The sequence below is a fragment of the Candidatus Methanomassiliicoccus intestinalis Issoire-Mx1 genome, from assembly GCF_000404225.1.
GTDB lineage: Archaea > Thermoplasmatota > Thermoplasmata > Methanomassiliicoccales > Methanomassiliicoccaceae > Methanomassiliicoccus_A > Methanomassiliicoccus_A intestinalis.
The window spans coordinates 777,547-803,869 of record NC_021353.1 but is presented as its reverse complement, the minus strand read 5'-3'; the positions used below and the strand labels follow the sequence as shown (position 1 = coordinate 803,869).

The 26,323-nt window shown below is 40.6% G+C and carries 27 protein-coding genes and 2 tRNA genes; 14 read left to right on the top strand and 15 right to left on the bottom strand.

Translation table 11 applies throughout. The features are described from left to right. Nucleotides 1–271: 271 nt before the first annotated feature. From ribB to ribH, 4 genes are read left to right on the top strand one after another with little or no spacing between them, the layout of a single operon-like run. Entirely contained in the window at nucleotides 272–973 is a 702-nt protein-coding gene (gene ribB / locus H729_RS03815) for a 3,4-dihydroxy-2-butanone-4-phosphate synthase (RefSeq protein ID WP_020448683.1), read from the top strand. Nucleotides 974–977: 4 nt separating this feature from the next. Beyond that, on the top strand, nucleotides 978–1,409 hold the full coding sequence (locus H729_RS03810; RefSeq protein WP_236608651.1) for an adenylyltransferase/cytidyltransferase family protein: 432 nt from the start codon (nucleotides 978–980) through the stop codon (nucleotides 1,407–1,409). Beyond that, the gene (ribC, locus tag H729_RS03805) at nucleotides 1,406–1,873 is read left to right on the top strand and encodes a riboflavin synthase (protein ID WP_020448681.1); all 468 of its coding nucleotides are present in this window, start codon (nucleotides 1,406–1,408) and stop codon (nucleotides 1,871–1,873) included. Before H729_RS03810 ends, ribC begins: the two co-directional genes overlap by 4 nt. A 5-nt stretch (nucleotides 1,874–1,878) precedes the next feature. After that, nucleotides 1,879–2,286, top strand: a complete 408-nt coding sequence (gene ribH / locus H729_RS03800) for a 6,7-dimethyl-8-ribityllumazine synthase (protein WP_020448680.1) — start codon at nucleotides 1,879–1,881, stop codon at nucleotides 2,284–2,286. Between the two features lie 60 nt (nucleotides 2,287–2,346). Here the strand turns inward: ribH and H729_RS03795 are convergent, their stop codons facing one another. Together H729_RS03795 and H729_RS03790 are read right to left on the bottom strand one after the other, a co-directional pair. Beyond that, the gene (locus tag H729_RS03795; protein ID WP_020448679.1) at nucleotides 2,347–3,294 is read right to left on the bottom strand and encodes a bile acid:sodium symporter family protein; all 948 of its coding nucleotides are present in this window, start codon (nucleotides 3,292–3,294) and stop codon (nucleotides 2,347–2,349) included. Nucleotides 3,295–3,395: 101 nt separating this feature from the next. Beyond that, the gene (locus H729_RS03790) at nucleotides 3,396–4,595 is read right to left on the bottom strand and encodes an aminotransferase class I/II-fold pyridoxal phosphate-dependent enzyme (RefSeq protein ID WP_020448678.1); all 1,200 of its coding nucleotides are present in this window, start codon (nucleotides 4,593–4,595) and stop codon (nucleotides 3,396–3,398) included. Between the two features lie 146 nt (nucleotides 4,596–4,741). Here H729_RS03790 and H729_RS03785 point away from each other — a divergent pair, with 146 nt between their 5' ends. Continuing rightward, a complete protein-coding gene (locus tag H729_RS03785; RefSeq protein ID WP_048133918.1) occupies nucleotides 4,742–6,652 on the top strand; it encodes a phosphoadenosine phosphosulfate reductase domain-containing protein in 1,911 nt (636 codons plus the stop codon). A gap of 68 nt (nucleotides 6,653–6,720) precedes the next feature. Here the strand turns inward: H729_RS03785 and ftsZ are convergent, their stop codons facing one another. Continuing rightward, nucleotides 6,721–7,959, bottom strand: a complete 1,239-nt coding sequence (gene ftsZ / locus H729_RS03780; RefSeq protein WP_020448676.1) for a cell division protein FtsZ — start codon at nucleotides 7,957–7,959, stop codon at nucleotides 6,721–6,723. Nucleotides 7,960–8,405: 446 nt separating this feature from the next. Between ftsZ and H729_RS03775 the strand changes: the two genes are divergently transcribed. Then, the gene (locus H729_RS03775; protein WP_020448675.1) at nucleotides 8,406–8,738 is read left to right on the top strand and encodes a roadblock/LC7 domain-containing protein; all 333 of its coding nucleotides are present in this window, start codon (nucleotides 8,406–8,408) and stop codon (nucleotides 8,736–8,738) included. Here H729_RS03775 and H729_RS03770 read toward each other — a convergent pair. After that, nucleotides 8,728–9,483, bottom strand: a complete 756-nt coding sequence (locus tag H729_RS03770; protein ID WP_020448674.1) for a hypothetical protein — start codon at nucleotides 9,481–9,483, stop codon at nucleotides 8,728–8,730. The genes H729_RS03775 and H729_RS03770 overlap by 11 nt on opposite strands. A gap of 110 nt (nucleotides 9,484–9,593) precedes the next feature. Between H729_RS03770 and metG the strand changes: the two genes are divergently transcribed. Genes metG through H729_RS03755 form a run of 3 tightly spaced genes read left to right on the top strand, consistent with a single transcriptional unit; the run spans nucleotide 9,594 to nucleotide 14,291 of the window. Further along, nucleotides 9,594–11,804: a methionine--tRNA ligase gene (gene metG, locus H729_RS03765; protein ID WP_020448673.1), complete on the top strand. Its 2,211-nt coding sequence runs from the start codon at nucleotides 9,594–9,596 to the stop codon at nucleotides 11,802–11,804. Next, nucleotides 11,801–12,457, top strand: a complete 657-nt coding sequence (locus H729_RS03760; protein WP_020448672.1) for a CehA/McbA family metallohydrolase — start codon at nucleotides 11,801–11,803, stop codon at nucleotides 12,455–12,457. Before metG ends, H729_RS03760 begins: the two co-directional genes overlap by 4 nt. A gap of 46 nt (nucleotides 12,458–12,503) precedes the next feature. After that, nucleotides 12,504–14,291 carry a ribosome biogenesis/translation initiation ATPase RLI gene (locus tag H729_RS03755; RefSeq protein ID WP_048133913.1) on the top strand — a complete coding sequence of 596 codons (1,788 nt, stop codon included), beginning with the start codon at nucleotides 12,504–12,506 and terminating at the stop codon, nucleotides 14,289–14,291. A 235-nt stretch (nucleotides 14,292–14,526) separates the two neighbouring features. On the opposite strand, the gene metK is transcribed toward H729_RS03755, so the two are convergent. After that, nucleotides 14,527–15,771, bottom strand: a complete 1,245-nt coding sequence (gene metK / locus H729_RS03750) for a methionine adenosyltransferase (RefSeq protein WP_020448670.1) — start codon at nucleotides 15,769–15,771, stop codon at nucleotides 14,527–14,529. An 86-nt stretch (nucleotides 15,772–15,857) separates the two neighbouring features. Here metK and H729_RS03745 point away from each other — a divergent pair, with 86 nt between their 5' ends. Then, nucleotides 15,858–16,379 carry a CBS domain-containing protein gene (locus H729_RS03745; protein WP_020448669.1) on the top strand — a complete coding sequence of 174 codons (522 nt, stop codon included), beginning with the start codon at nucleotides 15,858–15,860 and terminating at the stop codon, nucleotides 16,377–16,379. Nucleotides 16,380–16,421: 42 nt separating this feature from the next. Continuing rightward, a complete protein-coding gene (locus H729_RS03740) occupies nucleotides 16,422–17,366 on the top strand; it encodes a PHP domain-containing protein (RefSeq protein ID WP_048133911.1) in 945 nt (314 codons plus the stop codon). A 220-nt stretch (nucleotides 17,367–17,586) separates the two neighbouring features. On the opposite strand, the gene H729_RS03735 is transcribed toward H729_RS03740, so the two are convergent. Beyond that, nucleotides 17,587–17,664, bottom strand: a tRNA-Arg gene (locus tag H729_RS03735). Nucleotides 17,665–17,694: 30 nt separating this feature from the next. Further along, nucleotides 17,695–18,465 carry a peptidylprolyl isomerase gene (locus H729_RS03730; protein ID WP_020448667.1) on the bottom strand — a complete coding sequence of 257 codons (771 nt, stop codon included), beginning with the start codon at nucleotides 18,463–18,465 and terminating at the stop codon, nucleotides 17,695–17,697. A 208-nt stretch (nucleotides 18,466–18,673) separates the two neighbouring features. Between H729_RS03730 and H729_RS03725 the strand changes: the two genes are divergently transcribed. Next, a tRNA-Thr gene (locus H729_RS03725) sits at nucleotides 18,674–18,750 on the top strand. Between the two features lie 85 nt (nucleotides 18,751–18,835). Here H729_RS03725 and H729_RS03720 read toward each other — a convergent pair. Together H729_RS03720 and H729_RS03715 are read right to left on the bottom strand one after the other, a co-directional pair. Then, nucleotides 18,836–19,375 carry a methylated-DNA--[protein]-cysteine S-methyltransferase gene (locus H729_RS03720; protein WP_048134349.1) on the bottom strand — a complete coding sequence of 180 codons (540 nt, stop codon included), beginning with the start codon at nucleotides 19,373–19,375 and terminating at the stop codon, nucleotides 18,836–18,838. Nucleotides 19,376–19,401: 26 nt separating this feature from the next. Then, nucleotides 19,402–19,653 (bottom strand): Ada metal-binding domain-containing protein, encoded by a 252-nt coding sequence (locus tag H729_RS03715; protein ID WP_020448665.1) that lies wholly within the window; start codon nucleotides 19,651–19,653, stop codon nucleotides 19,402–19,404. A gap of 281 nt (nucleotides 19,654–19,934) precedes the next feature. On the opposite strand from H729_RS03715, the gene H729_RS03710 reads away from it, so the two are divergent. Together H729_RS03710 and H729_RS03705 are read left to right on the top strand one after the other, a co-directional pair. Further along, complete coding sequence (locus H729_RS03710) at nucleotides 19,935–20,723, top strand: 4Fe-4S double cluster binding domain-containing protein (RefSeq protein ID WP_020448664.1); 789 nt, start codon at nucleotides 19,935–19,937, stop codon at nucleotides 20,721–20,723. A gap of 113 nt (nucleotides 20,724–20,836) precedes the next feature. Next, nucleotides 20,837–21,802, top strand: coding sequence for an asparagine synthase-related protein (locus tag H729_RS03705; protein WP_020448663.1), 966 nt, complete (start codon nucleotides 20,837–20,839; stop codon nucleotides 21,800–21,802). A 181-nt stretch (nucleotides 21,803–21,983) separates the two neighbouring features. Here H729_RS03705 and H729_RS03700 read toward each other — a convergent pair whose 3' ends face one another. From H729_RS03700 to argB, 6 genes are all read right to left on the bottom strand, one after another. Further along, on the bottom strand, nucleotides 21,984–22,331 hold the full coding sequence (locus H729_RS03700; RefSeq protein ID WP_020448662.1) for a cupin domain-containing protein: 348 nt from the start codon (nucleotides 22,329–22,331) through the stop codon (nucleotides 21,984–21,986). Beyond that, complete coding sequence (locus tag H729_RS03695) at nucleotides 22,328–23,011, bottom strand: DUF7523 family protein (RefSeq protein ID WP_048133906.1); 684 nt, start codon at nucleotides 23,009–23,011, stop codon at nucleotides 22,328–22,330. Before H729_RS03695 ends, H729_RS03700 begins: the two co-directional genes overlap by 4 nt. A 188-nt stretch (nucleotides 23,012–23,199) precedes the next feature. Next, on the bottom strand, nucleotides 23,200–23,601 hold the full coding sequence (locus H729_RS03690; RefSeq protein WP_020448660.1) for a secondary thiamine-phosphate synthase enzyme YjbQ: 402 nt from the start codon (nucleotides 23,599–23,601) through the stop codon (nucleotides 23,200–23,202). Between the two features lie 72 nt (nucleotides 23,602–23,673). Next, complete coding sequence (locus H729_RS03685; RefSeq protein ID WP_020448659.1) at nucleotides 23,674–24,327, bottom strand: hypothetical protein; 654 nt, start codon at nucleotides 24,325–24,327, stop codon at nucleotides 23,674–23,676. A gap of 39 nt (nucleotides 24,328–24,366) precedes the next feature. After that, nucleotides 24,367–25,521 (bottom strand): acetylornithine/succinylornithine family transaminase, encoded by a 1,155-nt coding sequence (locus H729_RS03680; protein WP_020448658.1) that lies wholly within the window; start codon nucleotides 25,519–25,521, stop codon nucleotides 24,367–24,369. A gap of 2 nt (nucleotides 25,522–25,523) precedes the next feature. Then, nucleotides 25,524–26,318 (bottom strand): acetylglutamate kinase, encoded by a 795-nt coding sequence (gene argB, locus H729_RS03675; RefSeq protein ID WP_020448657.1) that lies wholly within the window; start codon nucleotides 26,316–26,318, stop codon nucleotides 25,524–25,526. Between the last annotated feature and the right edge of the window lie 5 nt (nucleotides 26,319–26,323).

Below are 26,323 nucleotides of genomic sequence, written 5' to 3'. Positions count from 1 at the left end.
TTAGGACATAATCTAACAATGTGAATGTGTTGCAGACGATACTTAATCAGTCGTTAGTATATTATTCACATATGCGCTAGATCATAAAATTACATTATTTTTAATTTTAAGATATGGATTGAAGACCACCTATGCATACTTGGATAGTTAAATCGATGTCAAGAATGATTAGCTGCATATCAATAGAATAATGTTGAAAAATTTTACTAAAAAATGAGTAGCTACCTAATAAACATATATAGTTTATATAATGCAGGATAAGGCGAAAAATATGAGCGATCTAAAAAAAGCATTTTCTGACTTAAAAAATGGAGAATTTATACTTATATATGACTCAGACGGGAGAGAAAGAGAGACTGATCTCATAATCGCTTCTGAATTCATGACTGCAGAGGGTGTAAAAAGACAAAGAAAAGATGCTGGTGGGCTCATTTGTACATCAGCCCCAAGCAGAATGTGGAAAAAACTTGATCTACCATTCATGGCAGAACTTCTGGCAGAATGCTATAACGCTCACCCGGTTCTAAAAGGTTTAGCTCCAAATGATCTGATCTATGATACTAAATCATCATTTTCGCTCACAATAAATCACCGCAAGACATTCACTGGTATTCCAGATGCTGACAGGGCACTTACTATCTCCGAATTCGCTAAATTCGGCAAAAAATGCGACAGCATGAACGAAGCCGAAGCCAGAGAAGAGTTTGGTAAATACTTCCGTGCTCCAGGACATGTTCATCTGCTGAATTCACAGCCGGGTGTCCTTGATGACAGAGCCGGACATACTGAACTCTGCACAGCCATGTTAATGATGGCAGATATGTTTCCTTCCGCTACAATGTGTGAAATCATGGGCGACAATGGCCGATCTATGCCAAAAGAAGAGACTATGAAATATGCAGAGAAACACGGACTAGTATTTCTTGAAGGCAGCGACATTATAGATGCCTGGAATAAGAGGGATAAAGATTAGAGTTATGGCTAGCGGGGTTTTTGATATCCTGCATACGGGACATATTCATTATTTAACCGAAGCTAAAGCATTGGGAGATGAGTTGGTAGTGGTTGTAGCCACAGATAAAACTGTGCGCAAAAACAAACATGAACCGATTACTCCAGAAAAGATGAGATTGGAAATAGTACAGGCTCTGAAACCCGTGGATGAAGCTATACTGGGTAGAGAAAATGATATGTACGGCGTGGTTTTGGAAATCAAACCAGACATAATAGCAATCGGGTATGATCAGAAATTCAACGAAAAAGATCTGGAAGCTGAGATTGAAAAAAGAGGCTTGTGTGTTAAAGTAGTTCGTGTAGGGCAGTATGACGACGATTTGAGTGGCACTCGTAAAATAATCAAGAGGATAATAGATTGGCATACTGCAAACATGCTGGGGTATAAAGAATGAAGATTATTGGAATTGCAGATACAACCTTTGCTCGATCAGATATGGGTGGAGCTGCCATTGAAGAACTTAAGACAATGGGCACTGGTTTTAAGATTATTCGATACACCGTGCCTGGAATAAAAGATCTCCCGGTTGCAAGCAAAAAATTGATCGAAGAAGAGAACTGTGATATCGTGATGGCCCTGGGAATGCCTGGTCCAATGGCTAAAGATAAGAATTGCGCACATGAAGCATCTACAGGCATAATTCAAGCGCAACTGATGACTAACCGTCATATAATTGAAGTATTTGTGCATGAAGATGAGGCTCCAGACAATAAAACATTAGATTGGTTAGCTAAACAGCGTGCGAAGGAACACGCGAGAAATGCATATAATTTACTATTTAACAAAGAAATACTAACAAAGAATGCTGGAAAAGGATTACGCCAAGGATATGAAGATGCTGGACCAGCTAAGGAGTGATGAAAATGGAATATAATCTTGGAATAGTTGTATCGGAATTTAATTTTGATATTACATCAATGATGTTGGAACGAGCGAAAGCACATGCAGAATTTCTTGGTGCAAACATTAAAAAAATATTATATGTGCCAGGAGTTTATGATATGCCACTCGCGATTAAAAAACTCTGTGAAGATGAAGGAATAGACGGTGTTGTAACACTTGGTGCCGTTATAGAAGGAGAAACGGAGCATGACGAGATTGTTGTACAACATGCGGCAAGGAAAATTACCGACCTGTCTCTGGAGTATAATAAACCAGTATCATTAGGAATCACTGGACCTGGGATGACCAGATTACAGGCAGAAGAGCGCATAGAAAAAGGGCGCGATGCTGTGGAAGCTTGCGTAAAACTGCTTAAAAATCTTCAATAATAAACATTGCCGATTTTCCGGCAATTTCTTTTCCATTTTATTGATTGTTTCTATCGAAGATTAAGCATCCATAGATTGTGTAGATGCAGACTCCAGCCTGATTTCTTTTTCTCTTCGTTTAGATGTGAAAAGAAAACGATCCATGCAGATCACCCAGCAGACTTCAATAATTATGGATGCTGTTATTGGGAATGCTGCTGCAGGTGGCAAAAGTCCCATAGTTAACGCAATAGCTACACCTTTATTTTTATACGAAGCCATTAAAACATCAGGAACTCTCTGTTCCCATGCAATACCACACTTTTTTTCTAGATACTCAAGCCCCAAGCCAAGAACAAATGTTCTTAAAACTGCTATACCCATGAATATTAAGAGCAGGCTTGTTTCACTTTCAAATATATTTTTATTGGATCCAACTGAAACAAATATCAAAATGGCAACACACAGATTAACAAATATCTGCATTGAAGAAGTAGATATTTTAACTCTAGATACTGGCCTGGAGAGGATTATAGGGATTAATACTAAAATTACTACATATCCAACTACATCCAGTATACTTACAGTTTCTCCTGCAAACAACTTCACAATTACTGGAATGTATATGATGGAAAGAAGATAGACAATTATGGTTCCCCTCGCAGCATGTTCTACATCACCTTTCATTATGAAGGACAAAGGTACAACTGAAGCTGCAAACGGTGCAGCTCCTATGAATACAAGACCGGCTTTGTAAAGAGGATCGTCAATAAAAAGCGAAGCTGCTAAAGGTATAAATGAAGCTACCAATGTGCCCAGAATAAGTGCTCTTAGCACAGAAGTTTTATGTTTTATGGGATTTAAATTAGAAAAAGATATTCTTGAAAGGGATACTGTCATCATAACTGCCAAAACAATTAATGGAATCTTACTGCCCATATCACGATATGGGAATCCAATAATCAGCGCTAAGATAAGAGCCAGCACCATTATGAAAGAACTGTTGCCAAGAAGATCTTTTATGCCCATGCAATGGGCATAATACAGCAGAAGTAGATATATGTACAGTTAAGATGCAAAAAATATTAATTAAAACAGAGGATTTGTATCCCCTGTTTAAGATCTAAAGTTCAAGCCACCTTATTCATATAGGATTCTATAGAATCGAATGCTTCACCAAGCGTGTCGAGAGGCGGCAGGAATACTGCACGGAAATGCATCTTTCCATATTTTTCATCAAACCCAGATCCAGGAACAAGCAGTACATGGCAGTTATCCAGGATGTCCAAAACAAAGTCCATATCATTTGTCCAATGCTTTGAATCAATTCTTGGGAAAGCATAGAATGCACCTTTGGGTGCTCTCATACTTAACCCTGGAATATTGTTAACTCTTTTATACATGTACTGGGCGCGTTCCTTCAATTTTCTGTTAATCTGCTCATGATGATCCTGTGGACCTTCCAAAGCTTCGATTGCAGCCATTTGACATGGATTGTTTGCAGAGATACGTAATCTAAGCTGTTTAGAAATTCCTTCTTTAATCTCATCCATACAGTTTAGAGGATCTGAAAACACCATGTAGCCCATTCTCCATCCTGGGAGAAGGTCTACTTTCGAGAATCCATTAAATAATACTACTGGAACATCTTTTGTCATTGAGGCAGGAGAGTGGTGTGTTCCCTCAAATGACATGAGATCATAAATCTCATCAGAAAGTACAAAGAGATCGTATTCTCCAGCAAGGTCTACAATCTGTTTAAGAACCTTGTCTGAGTATAAAGCTCCGGTCGGGTTGTTTGGATTTATCACCGTTATAAATTTAGTCTTATCTGTGATTTTTTTCCTCATGTCATCAATATCAGGCTGCCAGTCATTTTCTTCATCATTATGATAAGAAACTGGTTTCCCATTAAAGAATTTTATAAATTCAGTATATGACGGGTATCCTGGACCAGGCACTAGGGCTTCATCGCCGGGGCTGATAGTGGCTGCTACCAGACTCTGAATTGCTTCCGTTACGCCGCTTGTAATCATACAGTTGTCAATACCTACATCCACACCATTCTTCTGCTTCTCTTTTTTAAGAATGGCTGCTCTGAGTTCTGGATAGCCTTCTGACTCTGCATAACCATTGTCATTAATTTCCACAGCACGGCCTAATGCATCACGAACATGCTTTGGAGTCTCAAAGTCCCACTTATTAGGGTCTCCGATATGCAACTTTATGATCTTTGCTCCTTTCTCCTCCAGCTTTCTAGCGGGGATAAGGACGTCGCGTATTGCGTATTCCACATTCAAGGAACGTTCTGTTGCGTGGAAAGTCCTCATTTACAAACCTTCTGCACTGCATGAATGCTTCCGTATATAACTTATCACCAATACTCCAGATTTTGCGACAATTCTGACTCCTAGATTACAGATTTCGCTGAACCGGATACGCATACTATTTATACTCAAAATAAAAGTGGAGAACGATGGCTCTAGTCCGCTTAGGAAAAATGTCTTTACGATGGTGCGATCATTGCAATGTTCCCGTACTTGAACAGAAAAAATGTGCCGTGTGTGGTGGAGATACCCGGCAGATGGATATTACTCCGCCTGGGGATGTGCGGCCTGCATTCAAACATGACATTGATGTTATTCAAAAAACCATAGATAGACAATTTGGAGAAGGCTGTGGAGAGTCAGTAATTCCAGATAATCATGTTGTACTTCTCAATAAGGCCCCGGCACTCGATAGAATGGACGAAGTGATCATGGACGGAGAAGTAATCGGCACAATGAGGTATGATATAGGCAAAGGATGGACATTTCTTTCAAGAATGCCGGCTGCAAGGTGCATTGTCAATAAAGCAACAAAAGGAATAGTTACAACTGATGACGGCGCCATAAAACCAATCTTAAGCGGTTCCAATCTTCTAGCTCCTGGAGTTGTCTCCACCAGTGATGATTTGGAATCTGGTGACGAGGTAATTGTTATTTGTAAAAACGGAAAGGCTCTGGCTTCGGGAACAGCCAGAATGAGCGGAAAAGATCTTGTCCCTGGATCTCGTGGAATGGCCGTCAAGATTAGATGGTGTGATGAGCCAAAAGATGCAGATAAATTTCCAGAAACAACATGGGACTTAGTCATCAAAGCAAATTCAAAAGAAATGGAAATGAAAATAGCTGCCTCTGAGAAATTTATGAAGACGGTTATTGAAGAAAAACAAAGACCGGCCATGATTTCATTTTCAGGAGGAAAGGATTCCTTAGCAGTATTGATTCTCTCCAAAAAAGCCGGCTTAGACATTCCCCTATTTTTTATAGATACTGGACTTGAATTTCCAGAGACAATCGAATATGTCAAAAGAACTGCAGCAAATCACAACACTGAATTAATCTTAGAATATGCACCACGGGAAGCTTTCAAAGAAGGTTTGAACGTTTTTGGTCCACCCGGCAGAGATTACAGATGGTGCTGTAAAACAAATAAACTCGGCCCTACGGTCAGAGCAATAATGAAACATTTTCCAGATGGCGTTCTTTCATTCATCGGGCAGCGAAGATATGAATCAGAATCTAGAGCATCGAAGCCAAAAGTATGGGAAAATCCCTGGACTCCAGGACAGATAGGTGCATCCCCCATACAAAACTGGACTGCACTTCATGTTTGGATGCTGATTATAAGTGAAAAAGAAGAGTACAACCCATGGTATGAAAAGGGGCTTGACAGAATCGGTTGCTATCTATGCCCAGCATCAGACCTTGCAGAACTGGATATTGTTCAGGAATCACCAAAATATCAGGAATGGAAGTCATATCTGGAAGAATATGCTGAAAAAAGAGGGCTTCCAGAAGAATGGATAAGATATGGAGCTTGGAGGTGGAGAAGGATGCCACAGTCCATACACGAAGAGCTCGACCGTATCGGAGTTTCGATTAAACCTGACAAGTCAGTCAAAACAAGTATTCTTCAAAACTTGAATCTGTCTCTGCAAGAAGGCATTTCACCATGTACTATGGGATTCAGCATAGAAGGAGCATTCAATAAACCTCTGGATATTCAAAGAACAGCCAATGTTCTTAGAATCACTGGAGACGTAGAGCTAAATGAAGAGGAAGGTTGGTGTGCAGTCTCCAATGTAACAATATTTGAAGAAGGCGCATTGATTGCTAAAGATAAGGAAGAAAAAAGCCTGAAAGAAAAAGTAGAAAAAATACGCAAAATAGTCATAAAATCTGCTGAATGCGTGGGATGCGGAGTGTGTATTGGCAAATGTACACAAGGCGCCATCAAGCTGAATGATGGAAAAATTACCATTGGAGAAGGCTGTATACACTGCGAAAAATGCCTGGAGCCATGTCCCGCACTAACATTTAATGAAACAGCATATGAATTCTAAATGCTGACTGGATGCTGGCATGTTGCCCGCATCTAGCCAAACATTATAAAAAAATTTGATGTGGAATCTCAAAGGATTATATCGATTCCATCATCGTCATACATGGACGGTTGGCTTGGACGAGAAGGCTGCCTGCTGTTATTGTCTCCTCCGAGTTTCCTTGATTGACGATATTCATCTCCAAAAGATCCTCCGACTTTTGTGGATTCACCATTGTTTCTGCCATAAACATACTTGGAAGATGCACCGGTTACGATGAGCAGAACTTTTATGGTGCCCTCAAATTCTGGATCTACTGAACAACCCCAGATGATTCTAGCACGATCACTGACACTCTCTGTAACGATCTCTGCAGCCCTCTGAGCTTCATTAATCGTCATATCTGGACCACCGACAACTCTGATCAAAGCGCCCTTGGCTTCCTTCAGATTTATCTCTCCGAGAAGAGGTGACATTAATGCTTCCTGCACAGCTACTGAAACGCGGTCTTCTTCTTCTGTATCTGCCTCACCGATACCAACAAAGGCTACACCGCCTTCCCTCATGACTGTCTGAATATCTGCATAGTCTAAATTAACTAGACCGGGCTTGGTAATGATCTCAGTCAGACCTTTGATTGTCTGCATAAGAACTTCATCTGCTACTTTGAATGCTGCATCGACAGGGAGTTTAGGAACTAATTCCAGAAGCTTATCGTTAGGAATTACAATGGTTGTATCGCAGATTCGAGAAAGTTTATCCAAACCTCTGAGGGCGTTTTCTGCACGCACAGTTCCCTCTGCTTTGAATGGAAAAGTAACTACACCGATTGTAAGAGCACGAAGCTGTTCTTTAGCAATTGTTGCCACATAATGTGCAGAACCTGTTCCTGTTCCGCCGCCCATACCTGCAGTTACAAATGCAATCTGAGCACCAGTCAGGAAATTACGTATGTCACCATCGTTTTCTCTTGCAGCTGCTTCACCATTTTCTGGCAGAGCTCCGGCTCCCATACCACGAGTTACATTCCTGCCGATAAGAATCTTTTTAGGTGCTCGGACTGTGAGAAGATGCTTTGCATCAGTGTTAATGGCGCATAATTGAGCTCCATCTATTCCAGCATCTACGCAACGATTAATTGTATTACAACCGCCTCCGCCGCATCCAATGATCTTAATGCAGACCTCGAGTTGTTTAATCATCTCATGAATCGCTCTATCATCATCTGACATATTTTCAAAATCCAATGCACTCATTGGATTGTCAGCTTCTGAGATAGTTTTCATATAATCGCTGCCTAAAGCATTTTTCACTAACGAATTTGGCATTGTGCATCCCTCAGGGCGTAATGGTGATAACGTGCATATAAATGTTGCTAAATCGTCTGCCGAATTTAATTTATAAAAGAATATTTAAAAAACTAAAAATATGATACAATTAATAAATGAAGATATTTTAATTAAGATACTGGATGTATCACAATATTCAAAAAATTTAAGAGAAATTTTATCATCTATACAGTATTATCACATTGAATAGATTTATACAACAAAATTGAGCTGTCCGCATATTGTCGGACAATTTATCAAAGACCCCTTCATTTCCACTGGAACAAGTAGAAGATTGCTCTTGATTAAGTAAACCAAATTGTCTGACAAAATCATAATTGGAGCAATAAATCAACTGGCTAGAGTTGAGCATCCAACAGTAATGGTATTTATACAATGGAGTAGGCTAATTAACAAGATACTACATGATGAAATCAACTCAGTTGATGAGCATAGATGATATTGCAAGTATTGATGGTGTTATCAGTGCATCTCTGATTACAAGAGGTGGAGAATATCTCGAAGGAACTATTCCACCTGATACAAGAAGAGATACTTTCTCTGCGATGTCTGCAATCATTCTAGGTGCCGCTGAAAGATCCGCTATAGAGTTGAATGACAGTCTTTTAAAAGTCTCTGTTGGATTTGACAGTTCATTGCTGATGATATTTGGACTGGATTCTCAATGTCTAATGGCAGTGATAGGCACTCCTGAAGCAGACATAGATAAGATCATTGAAACGACTAGGGTGTGGAAAGGAAATAGTATTAAGCATTAGGGAAGTCTGATATGACTTCCATGCCGCTTATCCTATTCCAATATGTACTTTCACCTAGATGCTTTGCTGAAGATGTCGTTTCACAGAAGTAATAGTCTACACCATCATATGTGTAAAACGGTTTAAGACCTCTATTATCTTCAAGATGTACACCTGCAGCCATGTGTCCAGGGTTATCCGGGAACATGAACATTATAGAGTCCAGCCCTGCCGCAAGTGCTATTGAAGTATAAAGAGCTGAAAGATCTTCACAGTCTCCTCTCTCTACAAGAGTTTCAACAGGAGTCTTGGGGTATTCTATTTCAATTCCGTTGATCGTATCGTCCCTTTTATAAGTCGTCTGATGTACAAAATCAAGTATCAAAGATGCGAGTACATAATCCGAATCTTTGTCTATTGTCTCTGCGATTATTTTCAGCTTATCTGCAATATCTTGCACTACATCATCAACAACGACATATGCTGCATAATCCATCCAGCCGTTGCTAGCCCTGAGTCTGGATTTATCCGCATAAGAGTAATACAAATCTCCAGGTATTGTAACTTCTATTGTGTAAACCTGGCCTCCGTAGCTAACTTCATATTCTTTTTCAATATCTTCTACGTCAAAACGGAGAACAAAATGGTTGCCGTTGACAATATATGTAAACGGAGCCAGTATTGAAGCTGCAAGTATTATCACAGTGAAGATGGCGGCAAGCGCCCTCATTGGCATATACTTGCAGTATTTTTTACCCTCAAGCATCAAAGCTCACATTATGTGGATTGTATATTAATCATTCCCTGCAGGCAAGAAAAACACAGATTATTTCAGATATCTTTTATATCCAACGAAGACATGGCGATTTGATTTAAATGAGCAAGGTACTCATATGCGCAGCGTGGCCATACGCAAATTCACCCATTCATCTTGGACACATAGCAGGATCTCTGCTTTCTCCAGACATATTTTCTAGATATAACCGTCTGAAAGGCAATGAAGTTTTGATGGTATCTGGATCAGATCAACATGGTACACCAATAACTGTCAAAGCAGACAGGGAAGGGGTTACACCAAAAGAAATCGCCGAGCGTTACCATGAAATCAACAAAAAAGCCATAGAAGGAATGGGTATTGAATTTTCACTGTTCACAAAAACTCACACGGAAAATCATGCAAAAATTGTCAGTGAGATTTTCTTAAGCTTGCTGGATAAGGGTTACCTAATCAAAAAAAGCACCCCGCAGTACTATTGCCCACACTGCATGAAGTTTCTCCCGGACAGGTATGTAGAAGGCGTCTGCCCAATATGTGGAAATGAAAAAGCAAGAGGAGATCAATGCGAAAAGTGCGGCAATACATTTGAAAGCGGAGGATTGAACGATGCAAAATGTGTACACTGCTCTACAACTCCAGAAATGAAAGAAACAGAACATTTCTTTCTTAAGTTATCAGAGTTTCAAAAACCTTTGACTGACTGGCTGGAGAACAAACAGGACTGGAAAAATTCAGTACAGTTATTTACTAAAAACTGGCTTGATGAGGGACTACACGACAGAGCAATCACAAGAGACATGTCCTGGGGAATACCGGTTCCTCTTGAAAACTGGGAAGGAAAAAGCATATATGTCTGGTTCGAAGCCGTTATCGGATATTTATCAGCATCAATAGAGTGGGCCAAGAAAAGCGGAAACCCTGATGCATGGAAAGATTACTGGACAGATCCAGAAGTGAAAAGTTATTACTTTTTAGGGAAAGACAATATTCCATTTCATACGATCATATGGCCGGCAATCCTGATGGCATATGGAGGACTCAATATGCCATATGATGTCCCGGCAAATGAGTTTCTTACATTCAAAGGAGACAAGATGTCCAAAAGCAGAGGGATGTCAATTGATATTCCATCAATGCTGGAAAAGTACGATTCAGATTCAATACGTTACTATGCTTCAATAAACATGCCTGAAAACAAAGACGCTGACTTTTCATGGAGCGAATTTGTAACCAAAAACAACAACGAGCTTGTAGCTACACTTGGAAACTTCTACCACCGCTCATTGAGCTTTACACACAAACACTTTGGAGAAATTCCAGAATATAAAGGAAGTGCAGAGGAAGAAGAGAAGATATCTGCTGCTATTTCTGCAGCTGCTAAAGAAGTAGAAGAAAACCTAGATAAATGCGAGTTTAAGCGGGCATTGAAAGCTGTAATGGAATTGGCTCAGTTTGGAAACCGTTACTTTGATGCATGCGCACCGTGGGCACTCATTAAGAAAGATAAAGAGGAGTGTGGTTCAGCGCTTAACTTAAACCTTAGGCTAGTAAAGGCCCTTGCAATACTAAGCAATCCATTCCTGCCGCGTTCATCGAAAGGTGCATGGAATTTGTTGGGATATGACAACACCATATACGATGAAGGGTGGAAATCACTAAACATTCCTCCTGCAGAGCATCAAAAATTAAGAAGCCCTGCGCCATTATTCACAAAGATGGAACCTATTGAAGAAGAAACTAACAAATTCGGCGGATTCAGTTCACTGAATCTGAAAGTAGGGAAAATAGTAAGCGTAGATGATCATCCTAATGCAGATTCACTGTTTCTGCTGCAAGTTGATATAGGACACGAGATTCAGGTCGTTGCCGGTCTTAAAAAGTACTATTCAAAAGAAGAAATGCTGAACCGCAGGGTAGTTGTAGTCTCGAACTTGAAGCCTGCTAAGCTGAGAGGATGTGAATCACAGGGAATGCTTCTAGCTGCCGATGCCGGAGAAGAATTAGTCATGCTACTCTCTGCACCTGAAGAATCTGAACCTGGAGAAGCTGTCAACAGCGGACTGCCTCAAAATGAAAAGCGCATAGAGTTCAAAGATTTCCAAAAACTCACACTGCGCATAGGAAGCATTCAGGGAAATAAAGTTGATATTGGACGAGAAATAAGCGCTGATGTTAGAGAAGGAGACTGTGGCAAAGTGGCAGTATTCCTTCCATCAGAAGATTCCGATGAGGGACTCATACTGAGAACTGAATCTGGGAGAGCAGTCTCGGTCGGCAGCGAGATGCCGAATGGAGCGAATATCAGATGAATGCAGATCTGCACGTCCACTCCGTGCATTCTAATGATGGGAAACAAACCGTCGCAGAAATTCTAAATGAATGCAGAGTGAAAAATATTGGTGCTGTAGCACTTACAGACCACAATGAAATAGGCGCCTGGGAAGATGTCGGTGATGTCTCTGATATAATCATTATTAAAGGCATCGAAGTTACCACATCTGAAGGGCACATTTTAGCATACGGAGTGGATAAGCTGATCCCCAGAAATCTACCGATAAAAGATACGGTAGATATGATACATGAAGCAGGTGGTATTGCCGTAGCGGCTCACCCATACAGATGGTGGTCAGGCATAGGGGGAGAAAACGTTGATGGCATGGGGTTCGATGCCGTTGAGAGCATCAATGGACGATCTCTGAAAAGCAGCAATTACAGAGCTCTTAAGCTTGCAAAAAAACTTAACTTGCCAATAGTCGGAGGATCGGATGCACACACATCGCCTTCCGTAGGAAGAACCTTTACAGTCATCCCTGATGAATGTAAAAATGAAAAAGACGTTATCGCAGCTATATTGAATAAACAGACACAAACGGGCGGAGACCACCGCACTAAACTGTCATCGCTGAAGTATGTGGGACTGAATATTCTGCGTTGGATGCGCCGTGGATTCAAAAAAATGTGATGAATAAGCGTCATGTTTTTAGTAGTGATTAATCATTGCGACTTTTATGCGTATAGCCGTACTCCTGAGAGACCATTGTCAGCCAAAGAAATGCAACACAGAATGCATCAAGTATTGCCCTAAGGTAAGAACAGGGGTTGAAGCAATTACAATGGGAGACAGCGGAAAGCCTGCTATCTCAGAAGAACTATGTGCTGGCTGCGGGATATGCATAAACAAATGTCCTTTTGAAGCAATCAAGATAATAGGTCTTCCAGAGGAGCTTAATACAGAGCTTATGCATCAGTATGGCTTGAACGGTTTCAGGATATATAGACTGCCAGTGCCTAAGAAAGGGGCAGTCACTGGTATATTAGGGCCTAATGGTATTGGAAAGACCACATCCATAAAACTCCTGTCAGGTGAAGAAACACCAAATTTTGGGAACTATGATAACCCACCAAACAGAGAAGAAGTACTTTCCAGGCTCTCAGGAACAGAATTAGGCGATTATCTTACAAAAGTGTATGCGGGGAAAGTTAAAACCGCTCTCAAACCGCAGTATGTAGATAAACTTCCGCTGGTCAGCAAAGGAGTCGTCAAAGACCTCCTGAGCAAAGTTGCAGAGAGAATGACAGTAGATGAAGCTGCAGATCTTCTTGAGCTGAATGAAGTGATAAATAGACCACTGGATAAATTGTCTGGAGGAGAACTGCAGAGAGTTGCTATTGCAGCGTCCATCATGAAAGAAGCAGATACATATTTTTTCGATGAACCTTCGTCATACCTCGATATATATCAAAGAATCAAAGTTGCAAGGATTATTCAGGATCTTTCAGAAACAAAACAAGTAATTGTAATTGAACATGATTTAGCAATTCTAGATTTCTTGGCAGACAGCGCATATTTAGTATACGGTTCAGAAGGTGCTTACGGTGTATTTGCACAGCCAAGGCAGGTAAGAACGGCAATCAACACATATCTGGATGGGTACATGAGAGAAGAAAACATAAGATTCAGAGACACCCAGATAAGATTTGAAAGTCATCCTCCAAGGGATAGTCAGATGACTGCGAAACTCCTTGAATATGGAGCTTTAGAGTGTGATTATAAAGAGTTTAAACTTACAGTTGACCCGGGGTCCATAATGATCGGCGAATCTGTAGGTGTTGTCGGACCTAATGCGATTGGTAAGACTACATTCGTAAAGATGCTAGCCGGAGTGCAAAAACCAACATTGGGAGAGTTAGACAGTCAAGTGAAAGTTTCATACAAACCGCAGTACATTGCTCCAGATTTTGACGGCACAGTGAGAGAATTGTTTATGACTGCAAACTCTGAATTCTTCGAATCAGGTTTCTTTGAGAGTGAAATAGCTCATCCCCTGAGTTTAAAAAGATTGTACGAAAAAAATGTTAAAACACTGTCAGGAGGAGAACTGCAGAGAGTTGCTATTGCACTCTGTCTTTCGAGGGAAGCCGAAATATACCTCATTGATGAACCGTCAGCATATCTAGATTCAAACCAGAGAATGGAAGCTGCTAAAACCATCAGGAGAGTTATGGAAAAAAGAGGCCGCAGCGCTATGATCATTGACCATGATATTTACTTCCTGGACATGGTATCAGATACAATGATGGTTTTTGAAGGAAAACCAGGCAGTGAAGGAAGAGCCACCGGACCGTATGATATGAGAGACGGCATGAATAAGTTCCTAGCTAAGGTAGATGTAACGTTTAGAAGGGACAATGACACAGATCGTCCCAGAATCAACAAACCAGGATCAAGATTAGATAGGGAACAAAAAGAGAGGGGAGAGTACTATTACTCTACAGTCTCTGCTCCCTCAGCTTAAACACTTTAATATTATCTTATTTTTTTATATTTTCAGATTGGATGATATGTAACTTGTAATGAGGAGAATATCGTTAAAAAAAATCATCCATGGACCTAGCCAGATATTTTAGATGAATCAGCGTTTACTGAAGAATCACCTGATTCAGGTTATGAGAGTTACCTGCATCAAAATCAAAGATGAATAACTAGATAGTATTGAAATGACTTCATAAAAAATATAAAAAAGGTTTAGATCAGACAGACATTACTGTGCTGTCTTTAGGGTTTTTAGGCTTTGTTTTGGTGACACCGCAGGCCTTTTTAAGATCTTTTACCCTGTCAGTTTTCTCCCAAGTAAATGCAGGATCATTTCTTCCAAAGTGACCATATGCTGAAGTCTTCTGATAGATAGGACGCTTCAGTTTGAGTGTGTTGATTATGCCATCAGGAGTAAGATCAAAAGTCTCTTTCACAGCATCAGCAATCTTATCATCTGAGACAACACCAGTTCCTGCTGTATCAACCATTACGGATACTGGTTCTGCAACTCCAATTGCATATGCAAGCTGCACTTCTACCTTGTTGGCTAATCCTGCTGCAACAATATTTTTTGCAATATATCTGCACATATATGCTGCAGAGCGGTCCACTTTTGTCGGGTCTTTTCCAGAGAAAGCTCCTCCGCCGTGTCTTCCCATTCCACCGTATGTATCAACAATGATCTTTCTGCCAGTAAGACCTGAATCTCCGCATGGTCCGCCGATAACAAATCTCCCGGTTGGGTTTATGTGGTAGATTGTCTTTTTATCAACCCAATCTCCGCAGACAGGCATTATTACCTTTTCCATAATTGCTTTGTGGATGATCTTCTGGACATCGGCATCTTTCTTTTTTCCATTTATTTCAGGGGCGTGCTGAGTTGATACTACAATAGTATCAATTCTCTTTGGTACTCCATCTTCATATTCTACAGTCACCTGTGTTTTTCCATCAGGCCTGAGCCATGGCAGAGTACCATCTTTCCTGACTTTTGCCAGCTGCATTGCAAGTTTCTGAGCCATGCTAATTGGAAGCGGCATTAATTCTGGTGTTTCGTTTGTAGCATATCCAAACATAAGTCCCTGGTCACCGGCGCCGGTAAGCTTCTTGCTTACACTTCCTCCGCTTACGCCCAAGTCAATATCAACTGATTGATCGTGTAGTGAAACTAAAACTGCGCAACCCTCATGATCGAAACCAATTTCAGATGAGGAATAGCCTATGTCTTTTACAGTTTCTCTTACCAGTTTGTCGATATTTAATGCTGGTATCTTTTTCGGATCTGCTTTGACCTCACCTACGACCATGATCATTCCAGTAGTTGTCATAGTTTCAATGGCCATATGTGCATCAGGGTCTTGTGCCAGATAAGCATCAACTATAGCATCGGATATTCGATCGCACAATTTGTCAGGATGTCCTTCTGTTACAGACTCTGAAGTAAATAAGTGGCGTCCCATTTAATCACTTAGAGCATAAAGGGATGATAGAGTATATATATTTTAATACATGATTAGCTATTGTTTCAATAACCGAGGGTTATCTTATGGATCTAACGGACATAAAGAAACTGAGGATAAAGGCTGGAATGAGCCAGAGTGAACTTGCTAAAAAAGCAGGAGTTTCGCAGGCCCATATTGCAAAAATAGAAACTGGAAAGGTAGACCCTCGATTCTCAACAGTAAAAAGAATTCTAGAATGCCTGCAAGAAGAAGAAAAAGATCACTGTACAAAATACATGACCCCCACGATATATCATGTAGATACTGATAATACAGCAGCCGATGCGGGTCGGATGATGAGTGAAAAAGCAGTTTCACAATTAGTAGTGACTCATGATGATCAGATAGTTGGACTCATAACTGAAAGAGACCTTTTGAAATTCTCTGGAAGACTGTCTGAAGTGATGGCAAACGAAGTTATGAGCGATTCGCCTCCAGTTGTCTCAAAAACAGCTAGTTCTGAAGTTGTGAAAGAACTATTACTGGAATTTCCAGCAGTCGTAGTTATGGACGGTAAAAATCCCATAGGCATTATAACAAAATCTGATATAATTGAGTCTGAATGAGTTTATAAATCTCAATTGCATGCAAAACGGTTATATGGTCAAATGAGTTCATGTCCAGGCGTGCAAGGAAAAGCGGACCTCCATGTCCATACAAAATATTCGGGTGTTCATAAGATGGGCCCCCTGCGGTTTCCTGAATCTGTTTCAGATCCCGTAGATGTTGTTAAGAAAGCTAAAGCCGCAGGCATGGATGTTGTATGCATTACAGATCATAATTCCGTTACAGGAGCTCATAGAGCAGTAAGGGACTGTAAAGATATCAAAGATATTGGAATAGTAATAGGTGAAGAGGTCTCAACAGCAGATGGAGAAGTTCTTGCATATTTTATTGAAGATGAAATTCCTGCTGGACTTTCTGCAGTAGAAACGATTGAACGTATCAGAGAACAGGGAGGCTTGGCAATAGCTCCTCATCCATTCAGTCTTCACTGCCCATGTCTAAAAGATCAGATTTTTGATTTAGATCTGGATGGAATTGAAATCTTGAATGGCGGTCACATTGATGATTATGCTAATGCTCATGCACAAGAAATTGGAAAAAAAGAATATGGCAGATGGGCATTGACTGGTGGTTCTGATTCTCACTGTCTGAAAAATATTGGGGCTACATACACATTGTTTGAAGGAAATACTCCAGAAGACCTACGTAAAAGCATATTGAATAAAACTACTGATGCTGATGGAGAAATAATCCTCATGAACCAGGCAATAGCTTGGAGCATAGAAGTGATAGTCCATTCAGACAAATTAATACTACGTTCATTTTTAGGATTAGATAAGGAAAAGATAGATGACGACCCGATAATATACAAAGTTCACAAAATGAAACTTGGTCAAAAACTAGGAGCTCTTTTTGGATCACTGGTGTATTTCACTCCACCCATACCCTTCATCGCAGGCGGTCTGAGCAAGGTCATATTCAAGAAATTAGAAAAGCATGGCATTGATGATTCAGAAATGTTTGATATATTCAAGCCGTTCCCATAAATCAAACTCTGTATAGATTTCTAAATTCTAAGTAACTATTATTCTGAAATTTTTGCTTAAGATGTTGCAGACATAGGCTCAAAGCGCATAATAACATCCGGCATCTTCACAGAGGCTTTGACCACACACTGTGAATTTCGCACTTTCCCATGTATATAAGGGGTCAATAACAAAAAATCGTTGATTGAATCCGAATTAATCAATGTCTGGACAAGAATAGTGGCGCACACGGGGGGATTCGAACCCTCGATATGTGGCTTAGGAGGCCACCGCCATATCCAAGCTAGACCACGTGTGCATTAAAAATTTAAAAAATTAAGAGAAGAGCTTACTGCTCTTCTGGTGGTATTTCTTCAGGAGCTATCTCTTCGGGGACACGTTCTTCTTCTTTTGGCTCGTCTTCCTTAGGAACATTCTTAACATATTCCTCAACGAACCTCACATTTTTGTCACCGAGTGCTTCTCTCAGATCTGCGATTACACGGTATTTTGCCATACCCCAGTTAGAGTCATATTTGCAGACATCTGGGAGAACTATCTCAATAACGTTTTCGCTAATTGAAATTGAAAATCCTTCAGAAGTTCCATAGTCCATCTTTAAGATGCCTTCAATTTTCTCATCGTCATTCTGAGCCTTAGAAACTACTGTGAATACATATTTGAGATTCTTGCCTGCAAGAGGGCTGTTGTAATCTACACGAACACGTCCGGCAGTAACAGCAGTAACGATACCAGTACGGTTACGGGATTGAAATTCCATTCCAACGTAAGGCTGTACATCCTGTTTTGCAAAGTCTCTTATAGAGATTGTCTCGACAAGCCTGGAATCTCTTGCGCCAGCACCCTTTTCAAAAGGAACTGTTATTTCGTATTCCTTGTTTAACTCAGCTCCCTCAATGGCTTCTTCCAATCCGGGGAAGATTCTGCCGCTTCCTACTAGATAGGAAATAGGAGCATATGTTGACTTTTCATCGTAGACGCCGTTATCCTGAGCAATCTGCTCATTGGTTGTATCAAAAAGAGTGTTTGACTCTTCGATATAGCCGCTGAAATCAAGACTAATGACATCCCCTTTAACGATTTTATTATCCTCAGACATGAAATATCACCATGAAATGTCCAATTATATGGAACTTTGATAATGTGTGATTGATCCTTGGTTTTTAAACTTTACGGCATTTCATCCTACATTAATATATGGTTATCTAACTGGGTATATTACACAACAAACGGTTTATTCCATCTCAGAATAAGTGCAATCAATGACAAGTAATAAATGGGAGATGTGTTTTCCTCCTCACTACAACGCCACCTTGGCTTAGCCCGGTATAGCGGCTGACTTGTAATCAGCAGGTCCTGAGTTCGAATCTCAGAGGTGGCTCCATTTTTTATATATCATTTTGAAAAGACACTTGAACGGATGTGAATTCTCAACAATGCAAGACTAAACAGCTCTGGCTTTGAAGAATTCACAAAGCGGTTTGGGTTTTAGGTACAAAGAGTTTAGACATATCTACACCCTCATGTTCCAGCAGCTTCATTTTCACATCAATACCGCCGGCATAGCCAGTCAAACTACCATTTGACCCTACAACACGGTGACATGGTATTATGATTGAGATCGGATTGCGGCCTACGGCTCCACCTACCGCCTGACTAGACATACTTGTTACCCCAGTGCGTTTGATTATTTCTTTGGCAATTTTTCCATAAGTAGTAACTTCCCCGTATGGGATTTCCATGAGAATTTTCCACACCTCTTGACGGAACTTACCACCGATTGGTGCCAGCGGAAGACTTGAAATCTCAGGTTTTTTTCCCGCAAAATAATCATCTAGCCAACTCTTGCCCCTGTTTAGTATTTCATTATCCGGATCTTCTGTAAATTCCCCTGAAACTGTGTCACCGAAGTATTTTTGTCCTTTTATCCACAACCCTAAAATGTTATAATCATCACATACCAGAGTAATTTCTCCTACTGGAGAGCTGCACCTCTTTGAATAATAGATCATGGTAAAATCTCACCGCACCACATTCAATACCATTTTTTATCTGGGTTTGAAATGAACTTATCCGGGCGACATCTTTTGCATGGACGGTAACCTGCAGCCTGGGCTTCAACCTGTGTATCAAAATATCTGATATTTTGACGCATTGGCGTTCTTGCCTTACAAGATGGCATACAATAGCATTCAGATGCTTTGGCGCAGAACCAGAAAACACCATCATATTTTTTGTTGCGATTTACGATAGCATTGTATTTTTCATCATCAGTCAATTCCTTCAAATAGCACCCTCCATCAGCAATACAGGTATCAAAAAACAATCAGAAAGACATACTATCTGATTGTTTACGCAATCAACCTTTATTTATCCCTAGTACTGAAATAAATATAATATTTGTTTATAATAAATAGGTTGTCAGAACATTATTTATACAAGTTTTTCAAGACTTATCGGATTATTTCATGCATTCAAATAGTCATCTGAATGTTTTTAAACTTGTATAAATATTCATCTAACTAGTTTTATATGATATTCTGATGTAAATTCTTCAGAGATGGAAAAATGAACGAGGACGATCTTAAAGAAGAATTACGAAAAAAATCCAAAGAATTGGGATTCCAGCTCTTCGGTGTTTCTGACATCAACAAGATGGAAAATGTACCATTCCCTGATGGCAGAGGTCTGCAGAAACCATCTGAAGTGATGCCAAGTGCCAAATCATTGATAATGATGGGCATGGTGATATGGGATGAAGGAATGAATGTTTCAGTATCTACAGCTGGCAGCGGAGATTTCAGCGGTGGAGACTCAGAATACTATAACCTTTACTATCAGATAGTAGAGAACAAAGCATGGTATTTCTGTAAATGGCTGAGAGATACGAAAGGTGCAGAGGCTATTCCATCCACTACGATACACGCTAAGGCAGCAGCATCTCTTGCTGGTTTAGGATTCATAGGACACAGCACATTGGTCATTACACCAGAATATGGTCCGCGTGTCCGCTGGATCGCCGTTCTCACAGAGCTTGAGCTGGAACCGGATCAACCATTCACGCGCGATCTCTGCGCCGAACAGCCGCTGTGCAAAAATGGATCGTTGTGTGTAAAGTCCTGCCCATATAATGCGATCATTCCGGGTCCTTCACAAGGCGTGGAGCCTGGAAAGAAAGTAACATATGGCAAATGCGTTGTAGCACATGAATTTGATACTAAACTTGATAAAACCTGGGAAGAACATATACGCCGTGTTTCCGACAGGGGATTTGCAGAATGCACCATATGCAATCTAGCCTGCCCATACGGAAAACCTGTAGTAAAAGAGATTATTCCCAAAAAACGCGGATACTGAAACAATTCAAAAGGGAGACAAAATGTGAAGAAATCTTCCAACTGGGAAGAATTATCAAGCGTTTTGATCTCCTATCCGTTTCAGTTATATAATACAAAACAATCCATCCATTGATGTCTTTCAGATACGACAAATTGGAAAATTCAATTGTCACAGTCATTAAAGATAATGTCAAAGGCAAGGATATCGGCGTGGCATTCTCCGGCGGCCTTGATTCAGGATTAGTCTCAGCAATCGCTAAAGAGTATGCGAACTCAGTCACTCTTTATACGTGTGGATCTGAGAATGCATATGACGTTATCATGGCTAAGGATCTCTCTGAAAAGCTCGGACTTCCATGGGTTCACGTACAGATCTCCAAAGAGAACATAGAAGATCTAATTAAAGAGATGATAAGCGCCACAGGAACGACTGATCCATTCACAATATCGTATGAACTGCAACTATTCTGTGTCTGCAAGGCATCTAAAGAAGACTGTATTTTAACTGGCCAGGGAGCCGATGAGTATTTTATGGGATGTGCCAAGTTCATCGACCAACCTGATGATGATTATGAAATACTAAAAAATGCAGCTGTGGAAAGACTTCTGGATGTGTCTGTTCCCTGCGAAAAGAAAATTGCAAGCCATTTCAATAAAGACCTTGTTTATGTATACATCAATGAGTTGGTAGTCTCTGAAATATGGAACATTGATCCTGATGAGCTGAAACCGAAAGACATGGACTCCAGAAAATCAGTTCTCAAAGAGATTGCCATTGATCTTGGATATCCAGTACTTGCAGAAAGAAAGAAAAAATCATCCCAATATGGCTCTGGAACTACAGATCTAATACGCGGTCTAGCTAGAAAAAATGGAATGAAATATAATGAATATATCGAATCATTATGCGAAGATGTCCTGCACGGAGTTGAGTCAAGAAGAAAGACGGCTGCGGTGTATGCTCGTGTAGATCCGATCATTAAAGCAGAAGCTGAAAGAATATTACAGCAGCAGGGATCATCGCCGTCCGAAGCTGTAGAAAAGCTCTATCTAAAAATTATAGCAGATGGCCGTTTGAATATCTCAGATCATGCTTAAGTAATCAAATGTTAGTCTTTGATCAAACCACATGCAAAATGCCTCATGAATATGATAATGAACGCATAGAGGTACTTGTCAAAATTCATAAAGAAGCACTGAAACTCTTAAGCATATGATGAGTGCGTACAGTATTGTATCAGTAGACGGCGTGATATTATTATTTTAAATATACATCTGTTTAAAGCCAGATAGTATCATTTTCTTCATAATTAATTTTTAAGACTAAAAATCCAAAATCATCTTTTATTTCAGGTATGCCATGAACATCCCCAGGCTCACAGACTATTGTATCACCCTGCGAGATTATAATCTCCGAATCATTGATGATCATGTAACCTGCCGCCAAGGCATAGAAGATCTCAGTCTGTTTTTTATGATAGTGATCAGGCATTGAAGAACCTTTGGAAAACCTGACTTCCTGAATAAAGTCAACTTCTGCAGGAAGTGTATTTGAAACTGGCAGTCTTTTCTTTTTGTAACCTCTGCCTTCAATCCACTCAAAATTGTTGCATTTAAAATGTTTCATGCTACTCCTGATATCCTTTCTGCAGATTCTATGCATTTTGACAAAATTGAATAGGCATTTATCATATCTGATTCGTCAATAATGAAAATTGTATCAGTAAACACACTTACAGACTCGATCACATTTATGCCTCCGTCTGCAAGGTTGTTTGCCAAATATGCAAACACACCGCTTACATCACTGATACGCTCTGGAGAACGAACAGAAATCTCTACAAGATTAGTACGTGTTTTCACTACGTTTTCACTACGTATGGCACTTATTACTTCATTCATCAAATTTTCATCACATATGACTGTAATTGCCTGCTGTCCCTGGATTATTTGCATTGCAGATTTCTCATTCAAAAGTTTTGAGAAAACAGTTTCCAGACACTGAAGCACATTCCAGTCGTTCTTAGCTGTGATGATGGATATTTTTGTCTTAAGAACAAGCCTTGAATTACTGAGAACCTTCAGAATGCTTCCTTCATAATCGTGGTTGTTCAGCTTCATAGCATATCGTCTGCATGCAATCATGACTGCTTCTTCATTATTGACAGCTAAATCTTTCATTATCTGTCGTGCTAAAGATGAATAATTTATCAAGTCTTTAGACATGCAGTCCTTAATGCTAGGATGTGCATCGATATATTCGCGGGTGCGCTCCGCGATGCTTTCCTTACTAGTCTCTTTCTTCAAGTGAAAGTCGAATCTCAGACATATTTTTAATACTTTTGTAAGGAGCAGGCTGTTCCACTAGTCATTTTCTTATAGATTTTTAAGATCCAGACGTTTAACGTTACATTTTCTAAAGATTCATCAAACCAAAAGAAATGAAGAGGCCGGAAATACTCATGCAGCCATATTTTTCAAGGATAAGTGAAAGTTCAGTCTTTCATAGTTTTCACAAAATATTTCCTTCGTCTAGGACCATCGAATTCACAAAAGTATAGTCCCTGCCATGTGCCTAAAAGCAGCCTGCCTTTAGAGATTATAATCGTCTGAGAACAGCCTATGCAGCTTGACTTTAAGTGAGCTGATGAATTTCCCTCACTGTGTCTGAATTCATTGCGGTCCGGAAATGCAGCATCCAGACCCAATAGAAGATCATGCTGTACATCAGGATCGGCATTTTCGTTTATCGTCACAGCCGCTGTTGTGTGTGGTATGTGAACTAAACAAACGCCTTCTTCAATTCCGTCTTTTTTCACCGCTTCGGATACCTGAGAAGTAATGTCAATCAGCTCCTCTTTCGAAGACGTAGAGATACTGAACTCATGCAGGCTCATGATTAAACATTGCATTTATTGATATTAACAATTCCTAGTCTGCCCACAAGGATATCCAGTGAAATGGCTGTGTCACCATCCTGACTGATATACGAGTGTAGCCAAGATTGTTCCCATGATTGCAAATATGACAGCGGTCTTCCAGATGTTTCTGTTCAACCTCTTTGCATATGCTGCTCCTATAATTGTAAAGATCACCACGGAAATCATGTGAGAAGTGTAAACAGCATTATGATAATCAGGCATTAAATAAAGAGGAAGTAGGAGAGGAATAACCATGACTGAATCCAAAAATATTATTCCAAGTGCATATCCAATATCAGACTTTAAAGGTCTGGATCCGCAGTCTTCTACTTGTTTACTCTTTGATATTAAATCAATAACTATGTCCATGTCATCTTCATCAAGAGAATCAACGATTGTATCTTCCAAATACGATTTTGCATCAGCTCTGGCAGATGCATCTCCTTCATGAAGACGCTTAATCACATCGTTGCGCTGAATTCTGCCTATAACCATGCCGTACATCACAGTAACTCCGTCAATAATCCCCCAGACGACATTTACTGAAAATGCAACGATCGTTACCGCCACTATGGATAACATAGAAGCTTCCATCTCTACTAAGAGACCTATTGATACTACAACCATCCAGTTAGCGTAAAACAGCTCACCCAGACGCTCGCCTACCGGGATGTACTGCAGAAGGTCACTTATTTTAGACACAGACCTTAATATTAATCTGATTAAAAAGAAGTTTGGTGATTAGAAGAAATCTTCAACCACCTTAGTAAATGAAGAAAGGGATTCATCAGAAGTTATCAGTGGAGGAATTAAACGCACTACTCCGCCGCCGCATACGTTGACGAGGATATTTCGTTCCAGCGCAGCAGCCTGCAGACCGCGGCCGTCTTCTATAACCATACCCAGCATCATGCCGAACCCACGCACCTCTGAAGAGGAGGCTTTTTTCAAATCTGCCATCCATTTTGATCCAGCATCTGATGAGCGCTCTACCAGCTTGTCGCGTTTCATGACGTCAATAACTGTTTTGACAAGCGTGCAGCCCATGGGATTTCCTCCAAAGGTAGTACCATGCATTCCCGGTTTCAGAGTCTCAGCAATTTCTGGAGATGTAACGCATGCACCTATTGGGAAACCTCCGCCGAGAGCTTTAGCCAGCGTAAATATATCTGGCACTACATCGTAGTTTTCAAATCCAAACCATTTGCCTGTGCGGCCCATACCAGTCTGCACCTCGTCTACAATAAACAAAGCGCCATAATCATCACAAATGTCACGCGCTGCCTTGAAAAACTCTTTTCCTGCCGGTATTACTCCGCCTTCTCCCTGAATAGGCTCCATGAGCACAGCTGCAGTTTCAGAGTTTACAGTTTTCTTAAGTTCTTCCACATTTCCATATTCAATATACTCAAAGGCATGCGAAAGAAGGGGCGTAAATCCATTTTGATACTTCGGCTGGCCAGTTGCAGAAAGTGATGCAGCGGTCCGACCGTGAAATGAATTCTTTGCTGTTACGATGCGAGAGCGGTTTGTGTGCTTTACGGCAAGCTTAAGCGCAGCCTCGTTTGCTTCCGCCCCGCTGTTGACGAAAAGTGTCTTGCTGATGGGATCGGGACAAACCGAAGCTAAAGCTTCTGCGGCCAGGGCCTGCTCCTTCACAAGATAAAGATTTGAAACATGCATCAGCTTGCGAGACTGCTCACAGATTGCATTTACTAAATCTGGATGAGCATAGCCTAACGCATTTACAGCTATCCCTGCTACAAGATCGATGTATTTCTTACCATCCAGATCATAAAGGAATTCTGCTTCTCCACGCTCAAAACATAGGTTTTGGCGGCCATAATTCTGAAAAAGATATTTTGAGTCCAATGATTTTACTTCATCTGTATTCATAATTATTCGACCATTATTGACGTACCGCAGTCTTCACCGTTGATAAGACGCCTGGCTAATGAGTGCGGCTCCTTTCCGTTCAGCATATATACAGTATTAGCTCCATTCAGCAGTGCCGCACGGCATGCTTCCACTTTCGGAAGCATTCCACCGGTGATTACCTTGGAATGTATCAGATTATCGACATCCGCCAAGGTCAGAGACGGGATTCTCTTTCCATCATTCAGAATCCCCGGCACATCCGTAACAAGAACCATTTCTGAAGCACCTGCGGCTTTTGCAACGCCGGATGCGACTGTGTCTGCATTGACATTTAATTTCAATCCGTTTGAATCTGAGCAGATTGGGTAGATTATAGGGATGTTGCCAGACATCAGAACAGAATCTATGCTCTGAGGATTTACAGATGCGACATCGCCTACATACCCTAAATCTACTTCTTTACCATCAGATAGCACAGGAGGTTTTTTTGAAGCTGTGATTATACCTTCAGCAGACATTCCTTGAACGCTGCAGCCTGCCTTTTGAAACACCTGCACTATTTCTGAGTTCAAAGATTTCAATACTTCCTCAGCAACATGAAGGGCGTCGATGTCGGTTATTCTCAATCCAGCTACTTTCAAGGCTTTCATTCCGCGCCTTTCCATTTCTGCACTGATTTCCGGACCTCCGCCATGCACTATAACTGGAGTAAAACCAGCATTGGAGATGGTACAGACGTCCTGAGCAAATCGATTCATATCGTCTTTGTCGGACAGGGCGTTCCCTCCAAATTTAAGAAGTATGCGACGATTCATTGAAT

Bases quoted from the DNA above. Each gene is read 5' to 3' on its own strand.
- ribB (WP_020448683.1), top strand. From the start codon at position 272: ATGAGCGATCTAAAAAAAGCATTTTCTGACTTAAAAAATGGAGAATTT.
- H729_RS03810 (WP_236608651.1), top strand. From the start codon at position 978: ATGGCTAGCGGGGTTTTTGATATCCTGCATACGGGACATATTCATTAT.
- ribC (WP_020448681.1), top strand. From the start codon at position 1,406: ATGAAGATTATTGGAATTGCAGATACAACCTTTGCTCGATCAGATATG.
- ribH (WP_020448680.1), top strand. From the start codon at position 1,879: ATGGAATATAATCTTGGAATAGTTGTATCGGAATTTAATTTTGATATT.
- H729_RS03795 (WP_020448679.1), bottom strand. From the start codon at position 3,294: ATGGGCATAAAAGATCTTCTTGGCAACAGTTCTTTCATAATGGTGCTG.
- H729_RS03790 (WP_020448678.1), bottom strand. From the start codon at position 4,595: ATGAGGACTTTCCACGCAACAGAACGTTCCTTGAATGTGGAATACGCA.
- H729_RS03785 (WP_048133918.1), top strand. From the start codon at position 4,742: ATGGCTCTAGTCCGCTTAGGAAAAATGTCTTTACGATGGTGCGATCAT.
- ftsZ (WP_020448676.1), bottom strand. From the start codon at position 7,959: ATGCCAAATTCGTTAGTGAAAAATGCTTTAGGCAGCGATTATATGAAA.
- H729_RS03775 (WP_020448675.1), top strand. From the start codon at position 8,406: ATGAGCATAGATGATATTGCAAGTATTGATGGTGTTATCAGTGCATCT.
- H729_RS03770 (WP_020448674.1), bottom strand. From the start codon at position 9,483: ATGCTTGAGGGTAAAAAATACTGCAAGTATATGCCAATGAGGGCGCTT.
- metG (WP_020448673.1), top strand. From the start codon at position 9,594: ATGAGCAAGGTACTCATATGCGCAGCGTGGCCATACGCAAATTCACCC.
- H729_RS03760 (WP_020448672.1), top strand. From the start codon at position 11,801: ATGAATGCAGATCTGCACGTCCACTCCGTGCATTCTAATGATGGGAAA.
- H729_RS03755 (WP_048133913.1), top strand. From the start codon at position 12,504: ATGCGTATAGCCGTACTCCTGAGAGACCATTGTCAGCCAAAGAAATGC.
- metK (WP_020448670.1), bottom strand. From the start codon at position 15,771: ATGGGACGCCACTTATTTACTTCAGAGTCTGTAACAGAAGGACATCCT.
- H729_RS03745 (WP_020448669.1), top strand. From the start codon at position 15,858: ATGGATCTAACGGACATAAAGAAACTGAGGATAAAGGCTGGAATGAGC.
- H729_RS03740 (WP_048133911.1), top strand. From the start codon at position 16,422: ATGAGTTCATGTCCAGGCGTGCAAGGAAAAGCGGACCTCCATGTCCAT.
- H729_RS03730 (WP_020448667.1), bottom strand. From the start codon at position 18,465: ATGTCTGAGGATAATAAAATCGTTAAAGGGGATGTCATTAGTCTTGAT.
- H729_RS03710 (WP_020448664.1), top strand. From the start codon at position 19,935: ATGAACGAGGACGATCTTAAAGAAGAATTACGAAAAAAATCCAAAGAA.
- H729_RS03705 (WP_020448663.1), top strand. From the start codon at position 20,837: ATGTCTTTCAGATACGACAAATTGGAAAATTCAATTGTCACAGTCATT.
- H729_RS03700 (WP_020448662.1), bottom strand. From the start codon at position 22,331: ATGAAACATTTTAAATGCAACAATTTTGAGTGGATTGAAGGCAGAGGT.
- H729_RS03690 (WP_020448660.1), bottom strand. From the start codon at position 23,601: ATGAGCCTGCATGAGTTCAGTATCTCTACGTCTTCGAAAGAGGAGCTG.
- H729_RS03680 (WP_020448658.1), bottom strand. From the start codon at position 25,521: ATGAATACAGATGAAGTAAAATCATTGGACTCAAAATATCTTTTTCAG.
- argB (WP_020448657.1), bottom strand. From the start codon at position 26,318: ATGAATCGTCGCATACTTCTTAAATTTGGAGGGAACGCCCTGTCCGAC.